The 9,206-nt window shown below is 74.5% G+C and carries 8 protein-coding genes and 1 pseudogene; 2 read left to right on the top strand and 7 right to left on the bottom strand.

Annotated elements, in window-relative coordinates; translation table 11 throughout:
- The coding region (locus CRM73_RS16675) for an acetyl-CoA C-acetyltransferase (RefSeq protein WP_370658558.1) at window positions 1–1,382 on the bottom strand (1,382 nt) is incomplete at its 3' end.
- 69 nt (window positions 1,383–1,451) lie between these two features.
- Here CRM73_RS16675 and CRM73_RS16670 point away from each other — a divergent pair.
- Together CRM73_RS16670 and CRM73_RS16665 are read left to right on the top strand one after the other, a co-directional pair.
- Window positions 1,452–2,225, top strand: a complete 774-nt coding sequence (locus CRM73_RS16670; protein ID WP_229588569.1) for a TetR/AcrR family transcriptional regulator — start codon at window positions 1,452–1,454, stop codon at window positions 2,223–2,225.
- Window positions 2,226–2,313: 88 nt separating this feature from the next.
- On the top strand, window positions 2,314–4,695 hold the full coding sequence (locus tag CRM73_RS16665) for an acyl-CoA dehydrogenase (protein WP_109243384.1): 2,382 nt from the start codon (window positions 2,314–2,316) through the stop codon (window positions 4,693–4,695).
- A 154-nt stretch (window positions 4,696–4,849) separates the two neighbouring features.
- Here the strand turns inward: CRM73_RS16665 and CRM73_RS16660 are convergent, their stop codons facing one another.
- From CRM73_RS16660 to CRM73_RS16635, 6 genes and pseudogenes are all read right to left on the bottom strand, one after another.
- Window positions 4,850–5,347 (bottom strand): SRPBCC domain-containing protein, encoded by a 498-nt coding sequence (locus CRM73_RS16660; RefSeq protein ID WP_035926429.1) that lies wholly within the window; start codon window positions 5,345–5,347, stop codon window positions 4,850–4,852.
- The gene (locus tag CRM73_RS16655; protein WP_229588567.1) at window positions 5,308–5,724 is read right to left on the bottom strand and encodes a metalloregulator ArsR/SmtB family transcription factor; all 417 of its coding nucleotides are present in this window, start codon (window positions 5,722–5,724) and stop codon (window positions 5,308–5,310) included. The genes CRM73_RS16660 and CRM73_RS16655 overlap by 40 nt, the downstream gene beginning before the upstream one ends.
- Before the next feature lie 86 nt (window positions 5,725–5,810).
- Entirely contained in the window at window positions 5,811–6,785 is a 975-nt protein-coding gene (locus tag CRM73_RS16650; RefSeq protein WP_109222363.1) for a hypothetical protein, read from the bottom strand.
- 90 nt (window positions 6,786–6,875) lie between these two features.
- A complete protein-coding gene (locus CRM73_RS16645; RefSeq protein WP_229588565.1) occupies window positions 6,876–7,772 on the bottom strand; it encodes a protein phosphatase 2C domain-containing protein in 897 nt (298 codons plus the stop codon).
- Complete coding sequence (locus CRM73_RS16640) at window positions 7,769–8,926, bottom strand: adenylate/guanylate cyclase domain-containing protein (RefSeq protein ID WP_017833845.1); 1,158 nt, start codon at window positions 8,924–8,926, stop codon at window positions 7,769–7,771. Before CRM73_RS16640 ends, CRM73_RS16645 begins: the two co-directional genes overlap by 4 nt.
- Before the next feature lie 3 nt (window positions 8,927–8,929).
- Window positions 8,930–9,206 (bottom strand): annotated as a pseudogene (locus tag CRM73_RS16635) (hypothetical protein); the annotation flags it as partial.

Raw genomic sequence — 9,206 nt, 5'->3', positions numbered from 1 at the left:
TAGGTGGCGCCCATGACCAGCGGCGGGAAGTAGACGCCCAGGCCGCCGGCGGCGCACACCGAGATGAGCCCGCGGGCGGGGCGGCCGGTCTCGTCGGCGCGCTCGCGCAGGAGCTTGGCGAGGGTGCCGACGATGCGCCCGCCGGTCGCGGCGAACGGGTGCCCGGCCGCGAGCGAGGAGCCCGTGACGTTGAGCCGGCTGCGGTCCACGGTGCCGAAGGCGCCGTCCAGGCCCAGCCGCTCGCGGCCGAACTGCTCGTCCTCCCACGCGGCGAGGGTCGCGAGCACGGTTGCGGCGAACGCCTCGTGGATCTCGACGAAGTCGAAGTCCTCGAGCGCCAGGCCCTGGCGGGCCAGCAGGCGGGGCACGGCGTAGGCGCCGGCCATCAGCAGGCCCTCGTCGCCGTGCACGAAGTCGACGGCGGCCGCCTCGACGTCCACGACGTCGGCGAGCACGGGCAGGGAGCGCTCCGCGGCCCAGTCCTCGGAAGCGAGCAGCACGGTGGAGGCGCCGTCGGTGAGGGGCGTGGAGTTGCCCGCCGTCATGGTGGCCCCGGCGTCGAGGGACTTCCCGAAGACCGGCTTGAGCCCGGCGAGCTTCTCGACCGTGCTGTCCGGGCGGAGGTTGTTGTCCCGGGACAGGCCGCGGAAGGAGGTGACGAGGTCGTCGAAGAACCCGCGCTCGTAGGCGGCCGCCAGGTTGCGGTGGCTCGCGGCGGCGAGCTCGTCCTGGGCCTCGCGGGAGATCCCCCAGCGGGCGGTGGTGAGGGCCTGGTGCTCTCCCATGGACAGCCCCGTGCGCGGCTCCCCCGTGCCGGGGGCCACCGGCTTGAGGTCGGCCGGGCGCAGGCCCGCGAGGGCCTTGAGCTTCTGCGGGGTGCTCTTGGCCCGGTTGAGCTCGAGCAGGCTCCGGCGCAGCCGCTCGCTCACCACGACGGGCGCGTCCGAGGCGGAGTCGACGCCGCCGGCGACGGCCGAGTCGATCTGGCCGAGCCGGATCTTGTTGACCAGCGTGGAGACGGCCTCCATGCCGGTGGCGCAGGCCTGCTGCACGTCGAAGGCCGGGGTGCGGGGGTCCAGGACCGACCCGAGCACGGACTCGCGCGTGAGGTTGAAGTCCTTGGGGTGCTTGAGCACGGCGCCGGCGGCGACCTCGCCGATCCGCTCCCCGGCGAGGCCGTAGCGGGCGGCCAGGCCGTCCAGGGCGGCGGTGAGCATGTCCTGGTTGCCGGCGTTGGCGTAGGCGCCGTGCGCCCGGGCGAAGGGGATGCGGTTGGCGCCGACCACGACCGCACGGCGGGCCACGCCGGTGCGTCCGGCGCCGCTGGGGGTCGTGTGCTCGGCGGTGGGCTCGACGGTCTGCTCGGGGGTGGACTCGCTCACAGGTAACTCCTCGGTGGTGTTGTGATGATGATCACGTCACGAAAGACAATACCTGATACTCTGGGTATCGTGAAACAGGTCGACGCCACTGACTCCGCCGCCCCGGGCGGCACGCCCGCCACGGACGGACGCTCCTCCCGCTGGGCCCGGCACCGCGCGCAGCGCCGGATCGAGCTCATCCGCACGGCGCGCAGCGCCGTGGACGAGCTCGGCGCGCAGGCGTCCATGGAGGAGATCGCCACCGCGTGCCAGACCTCCAAGTCCGTCTACTACCGGTACTTCGGGGACAAGGCGGGACTGCAGAGGGCGGTCGGCGAGTACACGGTGACGCGGATGCGCGACCGGCTCGAGGAGGCGGCCCGCGCGGCCGGCTCCTTCGAGGACTCGGTCGAGGCGATGGTCGCGGAGTACCTGCTCAGCATCGAGCGCTCGGCGTCGGTGTACCGCTTCGTCGTGGCCCTCTCCCCCGACCCCGGGCGCTCGCGGCACGACCGGCACCGGGCCGAGCGGGCCCGCGGCGAGCGCTCCGGCAAGGAGGACGCCCCGGCCGGGGACGGCGGCGAGCGCTGGCTGATCCAGGAGTTCGCCGAGTCCGTCAGCGGGCTGCTCGCGGAGGCCCACGTGCGCCACACCCCCGCCGAGCGCCGGCTCGAGGAGCCGGTGCTCAGCTACTGGGCCGCGTCCACGATCGGCATGGTCCGCGGCGCCGGCGAGGCCTGGATGAACACCCGCGAGGGCACGCGGCGCCCGTCCCGCGAGCGGATGACGGAGCTGATCGTGGGCTGGGCCGTCGACGGCCTGCGCCCGCCCGGCGCGCCCGTGCCGGAGCCCCCCTCGACCTGACCACCGCCCGGGCCGGCACGGACCCCGGCCGGCCCCACCACCCCGTGACCGCACCGGCCACCGCCGGTCACCCACGACAGGAGCGAACATGACCACCACCGTCGACCGACCGACCACCGCCGCAGCCGGCTCCGCCGCCGGGCCCGCCACCGCGGACGGCGCCGGGCTCCCGGCGCCCGCCGTGGACGTCGCCGCCCTCGGCGAGGTGCTGCTCGGGCGCTGGGCCGAGGTCCGGCGCGAGACCCGCCGGATGCTGCTCGACGAGCGGCTGCACCAGCAGCCGGGCCTCACCCACCACGAGCACCGCGAGCGGGTCCTGGGCCAGCTGCACCTGCTGGTGGAGCACGGGGCGATGAGCCGCGGGCTGCCGGAGGAGTACGGCGGGCACAACGACCCGGGCGGCAACGTCTCGGGCTTCGAGGAGCTGCTGCTCGGGGACCCCTCGATGCAGATCAAGGCCGGGGTGCAGTGGGGCCTGTTCGGCTCCGCGGTGCTCAACCTCGGCACCGAGGAGCACCACCGGCGCTGGCTCGCGGACATCCGGGACCTGAAGATCCCGGGCGTGTTCGCGATGACCGAGATCGGCCACGGCTCCGACGTCGCCTCGATCGGCACCACCGCCACGTACGACCCCGCCACGGAGGAGTTCGAGATCCACACCCCCTTCACGGCGGCGTGGAAGGACTACCTCGGCAACGCCGCCGTGCACGGGCGCGCCGCCGTGGTCTTCGCCCAGCTGGTGACGCTCGGCGTGAACCACGGCGTGCACGCGTTCTGGGTGGACCTGCGGGACGCGGACGGGAACTTCCTGCCCGGCGTGGGCGGCGAGGACGACGGCCACAAGGGCGGGCTCAACGGGATCGACAACGGGCGGCTGCACTTCACCCGGGTGCGGGTCCCGCGCACCCACCTGCTGGACAAGTACGGGGCCGTGGCTCCGGACGGCACCTACAGCTCGCCCATCGCGAGCCCGGGCCGCCGGTTCTTCACGATGATCGGCACCCTGGTGCAGGGCCGGGTCTCCCTCGACGGCGCGGCCGTCCTGGCGAACAAGGCCGCGCTGAGCATCGCGATCCGCTACGGCAGCGAGCGCCGGCAGTTCAACGCGTCCTCCGACGTCCAGGAGGAGGTGCTGCTGGACTACCAGCAGCACCAGCGGCGGCTGCTGCCGCGGCTGGCGGAGACCTACGCCATGCACTTCGCCCACCAGGAGCTGCTGCACAAGTACGACGACGTCTTCTCCGGCCGCGAGGACACCGACGAGAACCGGCAGGACCTCGAGACGCTCGCCGCGGCCCTGAAGGCGCTGTCCACCTGGAGCGCCCTCGACACCGTCCAGGAGTGCCGCGAGGCCTGCGGCGGGGCGGGGTTCCTGACCAAGAACCGGCTCACCTCCCTGCGCCACGACCTGGACGTCTACGCGACGTTCGAGGGCGACAACACGGTGCTGCTGCAGCTCGTGGCCAAGCGGCTGCTCTCCGACTGGGCGGACGAGTTCAAGCACGTCGACGTGGGCGTGATGGCCCGCTATGTGGCCGGCCGGGCCACCGAGGCCACCTACCACCGGTCGGGGCTGCGCAAGCTCGGCCAGGCCTTCCGGGACACCGGGGACGTGCGCCGCTCGGTCAACGCCCTGCGCGAGGAGTCGGCGCAGCGCGCGCTGCTCACGGACCGGGTGCAGACCATGGTGGCCGAGATCGCGGAGAACCTGCGGCCCAGCGCCAAGCTCCCCCGCGCGGAGGCCGCGGCGCTGTTCAACGAGAACCAGCACAAGATCATCGCCGCGGCGCGCGCCCACGCGGAGCTGCTGCAGTGGGAGGCCTTCACCCGCGGCCTGGAACAGGTCGAGGACCCGGGCACCCGCACCGTGCTCACCTGGCTGCGCGACGTCTTCGGGCTGCGGCTCATCGAGAAGAACCTCGCGTGGTACCTCTCCTACGGCCGGCTGTCCATGCGGCGCGGGCGCAGCCTCGACGAGTACATCGACCGGCTGCTCGCCCGCCTGCGCCCGCACGCCCTCGACCTCGTGGCCGCGTTCGAGCTCGAGCCGGAGCACCTGCGGGCCGAGATCGCCACGGGGATCGAGGCCCGGCGCCAGGAGGAGGCGGCCGAGCACTACCGGCGGCTGCGCGCCTCGGGCAGCGCCCCGGTCAAGGAGCGCGCCCCCCGCCGGGAGACCGCCACCCCCGCCGCCGGGGCACCGGGGGAGAAGGCCCCGGAGGAGGCGAAGCGGGAGCGCCGCGCCGAGAAGCAGGCCGAACGGCGCACGGAGCGCCGGGCGGAGCGCAAGCACGAGCGCCGGCTCGAGCTGAAGCCGTTGAAGAAGGCGGCGCAGCGGGCCGCGGCGTCCGCGCAGCGGGCGGCCGAGCCGGGCCGCAGGTCCGCGGAGGGCCGGGAGCCGGCGGAGGGCCGTGAGCCCGCCTCCGGCACCGCGCCGGCCGAGGGCGCTGCCGTGACTCAGGACGCCTGACCCGCCGGGCCCGCCGTCGCACGCCGTCACCCGTCGGCGGTCCCGGCGGTGACGACGCCGCCCCGGAGGCCCCGGGGCGGCGTCGTCGTCCGGTCCCGCGGCGCGGGCGAGGACCGGGGAGGGCTGCGCCGTCGGCGGCCGGGCCCCCGGCGGCTCAGCGGGGGACGGCGCCGGCGAGGAGGCCGTCGATCTGGCCCATGGCCTCCCGCATGCCCTCCTCCATGCCCATCGCGGACATCTGCTCCAGCTGGTCCGCGCTCTCGAAGGTCGAGACCGTGGTCATCCGCGTCCCGCCGTCGACGGCCTCGAACGTCACGACGCCGTGGGTGGCCCCCAGCGCGGGGTCGGGCTCGCCGTCCTCGCTCGCGAAGCCGTCGTCGAACTCCAGCCGGTGCGGGGCGTCCACGGCGGTGACCGTCCACCAGCCCCGGGCCTTCTCCCCGTCGGGGCCGGTCATGTAGTAGCGGCACCGCCCTCCCTCGGCGAGCTCGTGCTCCTCGAAGGTGGCGGGCCACTCGGGAGGGCCCCACCAGCGCTCGAGCTGGCGCGGGTCGGCCCAGACCTCCCAGACCCGCTCGACGTCCGCGGCGAACTCCGCGACGAACGTCAGGGTCAGTGCCTCGGTGTCCTTGTGCACGTCGATGACTGGCATGTCATGCTCCCTTCCTCCTGGGCCCCGGGTCCCCCCGGGGGCGTCTCCTCGGCGAGGAGGTCCTCGATGGCGCGGGCCCGCCCGCGCCAGATCTGCTCGTAGTCCGCCAGCAGCGCCGCCGCCCGGCGCAGCGTGGCCACCCCGGCGTGCACCACCTGCTCCCGGCCGCGCCGCTCCTTGGTGACCAGCGAGGCCCGCTCGAGCACCGCCACGTGCTTCTGCACGGCGGCGAAGCTCATCCGGTAGTGCGCGGCCAGCGCGGAGACCGACTGCTCCTGCCGCAGCACCCGCACCACGATGTCCCGTCGCGTCGAGTCCGCGAGGGCCTGGAAGATGCGGTCGACCTCGTCGTCCGTCAGCTCATTTCGTACAACCATTTGGTTGTATGTTAGGGCGCCCGGTACTCCGGCGCAAGAGGTCCGGGCCCCGGGACCCGGGTGTGACCTCCGGGGCCGCGCAGCGCTCAGTAGAGACCCGCCGCGCCGGTCAGGTGGCGGTGCAGACCGTGGGCCACGATCGTGTTGCCCAGCGCGTTCAGGTGCCGGCGGTCCGCGGCGACCACCGAGCGCGGGGGCAGCCCCAGGCCCAGCCACCGGCGGTCCGCGGGCGAGGCCCCGATCCGGTGGGCCCGCAGCGCCGCCAGGGACCAGAGACCGGGATCGCGCAGATCGGCCATGGTGTCGTAGAACCGGTCGCCGTACTCGGCCCGGAGGGCCGCGTTCACCGCGCGCACCTCCTCCCACCCCGCGGTGCCGGGACGGTCGGCCGCGGTGTGCCAGTGGCCCATCACCACGGACGTGCCCGGCTCGACCCCCCACGCGGCACGGGTGTCGGAGAGCACCTGGTCCGGGTCCTCGATGTTGTTCTTGCCCGTCCACAGCAGGTGGACGTGACCCCGGTGCTCCTCCTCCAGCGCCGTGCGCCAGCGGGCCTCCGACGCGGGCGCCACCTCGAGCTCGGCCCCCGGGACCGCCCGGCGCAGCACCACGTCCCCCTCGTCGCGCCCCACGGCCTGGATCGTGCACGGCAGACCGGAGACGGTGCCCGGGATCGCGAGGTGGACGCTGGGCACCCGGCCGTCCACGGTGGGCACGACCAGCGACCCGTGGGCCGGGATCCGCCCCACCCCGTAGCCGGAGCCCAGCCGGGGCAGGTAGGGGTGGGCGCTGCTGCGCATCGCCAGGGTCTGCCACGACCGGTCGCCGCTGACCGCGCGCGAGGTCCCGGGCACCTCCAGCAGCTGCGAGAGCAGGTCGTCGATGCGCACCGCGGGGAAGCCCCGCGGGCGGTCCCGGTGGAGGGCGCTGGCCGCCGAGGAGGAGCCCCACAGCACGAACGGCCGCCGGCCGGCGGGGAGCTCCGTCAGGGCGCCCCCGAAGGCCCCGGAGGCGGCGAGCACCAGGCCGGAGAGGACGAACGAGCGGCGCGAGAGAACCATGTTCTCAAAGGTAAACAGACCTGGTGGGAGCGGTGCCGTTGTGACGGATCATGATGCCCCCCACTTCGGGGGACGCGGCGTGCGCGTGGCTCAGAAGCCGGGGGCGTACTCCCCCGGCCGCACGGCGTCGGCCACGATCACGGTGACGTTGTCCCGCCCGCCGGTGCGCAGCGCGGCCTGCAACAGGACGTCGGCCGCCTCCTTCGGGTGGGGCACCGAGGCGAGCACCCGGGCCATGTGGGCGGGGCTCAGCTCGTTGGTCAGCCCGTCCGAGCACAGCATCAGCCGGTCCCCGTGCCGGGCCGGGAGCACCCACACGTCCGGCTCCCACACCTGGCCGGTGCCCAGGGCGCGGGTGATCACGTTGCGGCGCGGGTGCACGAGCGCCTGGGAGGCGGTGAGCTGCCCGATCGACACGAGGTACTGCACCTCGGAGTGGTCCACGGTCAGCTGCTCGATCCGCGGCCCACCCTCGCCCTCGCCGGCCCGCCCCCCGGGCTGGGGCGAGACCAGCCGGTAGGTCCGGGAGTCGCCCGTGTTGAACACGACCCACAGCATGCGCCCGTCGATGCGCATCAGCCACACGCCGGTGACGGTGGTGCCCGCCCGGCCCTCCACGGCGTGCTGGATGTGCTGGTCCGCCTGCCACAGCACGGAGCGGACCCGGCGGACGGCCTCGATCGCGTCGTCGGGGATCTCCGGGTCCAGCCGCAGCTCGCGCTCCACGACGGCGCGGAACCGGGCGATGTCCCGGGGCGGCTCCGGCTCGAGGACCTCGAAGGAGCGGAAGTCCTCCAGCTGGAACAGGGGGGACGCCCCGAGGGTGCGCACGCACAGGGCGCTCGCCACCTCACCGGCCTCGTGCCCGCCCATCCCGTCCGCCACGGCGCACATCGCGGCCGTGACCACCAGGGCGTCCTCGTTGGACTCCCGGCGCAGGCCCCGGTCCGTGGACGCGCCCGCGCGGATGACGAGAGGTGCGCTCATTCGAAGTCGACCTCCAGCCCGGGACCGGCGCCCTGGGAGAGCGCGACGGGCTGGACGTCACCGAAGCCCCGCACGTTGCGGGTGGGCTGCGGCAGGAGGATGAAGCGGTCGTCGCCGGAGAGCACCGCGGCGGTCGAGGCGTCCACGAGCACGGAGCCCGGCTCGGTCAGCGACACGAGCCGGGAGGCGAGGTTCACCGTGGGCCCGTAGATGTCCCCGAGCCGCGGCAGCACGCGCCCCCAGACGAAGGCCACGCGCGCCTGCGGCAGCTCGGGGTCGTCGCGGATGGCGCGGGCCAGGGCCAGGGAGATCTGGGCCCCGCCCTCGGGGGTCTCGGCGAGGAACATGACCTCGTCCCCGATGGTCTTGATGAGCCGGCCGCCGCCCACGGCGATCACCTCGGCGCAGCGGTTCTCGAAGCGCTGCACGAGGTTCGCCAGGGTCCGTTCGTTCATCTGCCGGGACAGCGAGGTGTAGGAGACCAGGTCCGCGAAGCCCACCCCGCGAGCGAGCGGGAGGACGGCGGACGCCCCGTCGTCGGACGTGGGGCCGGTGGCGGTCGAGCCGTCCGGGCGCTCCACGCGCATCGCGAGCCGCTGCACGGCGGCGTTCATCTGCCGCCGCCACGAGTAGACGAGGAGGTTCTCGATCGCGTCGATGAGGTCGGGCAGCAGGTGCAGCAGCTGCCGCCGGGCGGCGGCGTCGGTCATGCCCCGGTGGACGACCATGTCCTCGACGAGCGCCTCGACCTGCCACACGACCATGCGGTCGGTCATCTGCCCGATCGAGCGCACCAGGGACAGCGCCGCCTCCTCTGTGACCTTCTCCTCGAGGACCATGGTGGACAGCACCCGGAGGGCCTCGGAGTCCTGCTCGGTGAACCAGAGGTCGTCGTCGGTGAGGTTCGGGAAGCCCAGGGCCCGCCACACCTTCCGCGCGGACAGCAGGGACAGCCCGCCCCGGCGCGCGGCCTCCCGGCGGCGCAGGTCGCGCTCGGAGCCCAGGAGGGTCTGCTCGAGGGCCTGCACGGCGGCCTTGGACTCGTCCGAGCGGTACAGGTTGGCCTGGACGGGGTTGTGCAGGTTCAGGTTCAGCTGTGCCGTCTGGGGGCCGAGCTCCGGCTCGCCCTGGTTCTCCGGGTCCTCACTCGCCACACGTCACTCCTGTTCCTGGTGGACGGCCCGCCGGCTCCACGGTCGGCGCGGGGCGCCGGACGGGCCCGGGCGTGGTGCCACGACCGCGTCGCGGTCCACTCTAGTGGGACGGAGCCACGGCGCACCCCCACCGGGACCGGGATCCCCCGCCCGGCCGGCGCCGCCGCCCGCCGCCCACTCGTCCTCGGCGGCCCGGCGGATCAGCCCGGCCAGGCGCTGTGCCTCCGGGGCGTGCTCCAGGCGCAGGCCGCCGAAGGGCCCGAAGTCCGCCACGACGCGC

The organism is Kocuria sp. CCUG 69068 (assembly GCF_020833785.1).
Taxonomy (GTDB): Bacteria; Actinomycetota; Actinomycetes; order Actinomycetales; family Micrococcaceae; genus Kocuria; species Kocuria rosea.
Note: the sequence above shows the minus strand (reverse complement) of the source record. Positions and strands in the feature narration are given on the sequence as shown.